The following is a 1,066-nucleotide window of genomic DNA, read 5'->3' on the forward strand; positions in this document are numbered from 1 at the left end:
CGGCGACGATGGCGACCTTTGGTTGCTTACCGTTTGCAATAAGACGCTGGTGGAAGGCTTTGAGTACGGGATTGGAGCGGCTGGCGGTGAGCGCTGCCATGTAGACCACCCTGCGCAGAGCATGCCGGCCGCCCCAGATGACGCGGCGACCTTTGAAGGTGCCGGTGTCGAAGTCGTAGGGCGCCAGGCCGGCAAGCGCAGCAATCTCGCGTCGCGAGGCCTGCCCGATCTCCGGCGCCAGCGCCAGTATGGTATGGCTGAGGACTGGACCGGCACCGTGGATCAGGCGATCCTTGGCTGCGAGCGCCGGCTGGCTGGCGACGAGTTCGGCCATACGCTTGGCGAGCAGTGCGATATCGAGTTCGATACGACGCAGCCGCTGGGTGAAGATGCGCTTCACCATCGGCTCGCGTAGCTGCTCGAGTTGATTGGCGAGGCTGACCTTATCGTCGCTAAGCTGCCTGCGGGCCACGACCAGATCGGCCAGTTGCTCCGCAATCGGGTCGCAACGCACCGGCCGGGTCGGCAGTTCGGCGGTGTAGCGCGCAATCAGCAAGGCGTCGATGCGATCATTCTTGGCCAATCGGCCAAGGGCGCGGGCATAGTGGCGCAATTTGTGCGGATTGACGTTCCTGGCCGGCAGGTCCGCGCTACGCAGTGCCTTGGCCACACCGCGCTCATAGCCGCCGCTCGGCTCCATGCCGATGGCGCGTACGGTGCGACCCCGCAGCCATCTGACCAGCTTGGCCCATCCGTCCTTGTCGTTGTCGAAACGCGCTTGTTCCTGCGTTTGAAACACCGCCACGTCGAGCCAGCCTTTGGCGACATCGATGCCGATGTCCTGAACCGTTTGCGCTACCATCTCATCGGTCCCTTCCTTGTGTGCGGGGGCTTGCCCCTTGCAACTGTTCGGGTTCACAAAAGAAGGCGGTCGGGCCCCAGCTCATCCACGGTTTAAGCCACCTGAGGGGTGACGGGCTCTCGACCGCCGCCACGGATCAGGCAAGCACCTGGTCCGTGGCACCCTCAACAATGCACGATTCCAAACACACAAGGGGTGTTCCAG

At 63.6% G+C, this 1,066-nt stretch carries 1 protein-coding gene; it reads right to left on the reverse strand.

Going from position 1 to position 1,066, the window contains the following annotated elements:
• On the reverse strand, positions 1-862 hold an 862-nt coding region (locus EN861_RS34240), incomplete at its 3' end, for an IS110 family transposase (RefSeq protein WP_189343813.1).
• Positions 863-1,066 lie beyond the last annotated feature (204 nt).

Origin of the sequence: Mesorhizobium sp. M8A.F.Ca.ET.218.01.1.1 (assembly GCF_004791165.1) — a bacterium.
GTDB lineage: Bacteria > Pseudomonadota > Alphaproteobacteria > Rhizobiales > Rhizobiaceae > Mesorhizobium.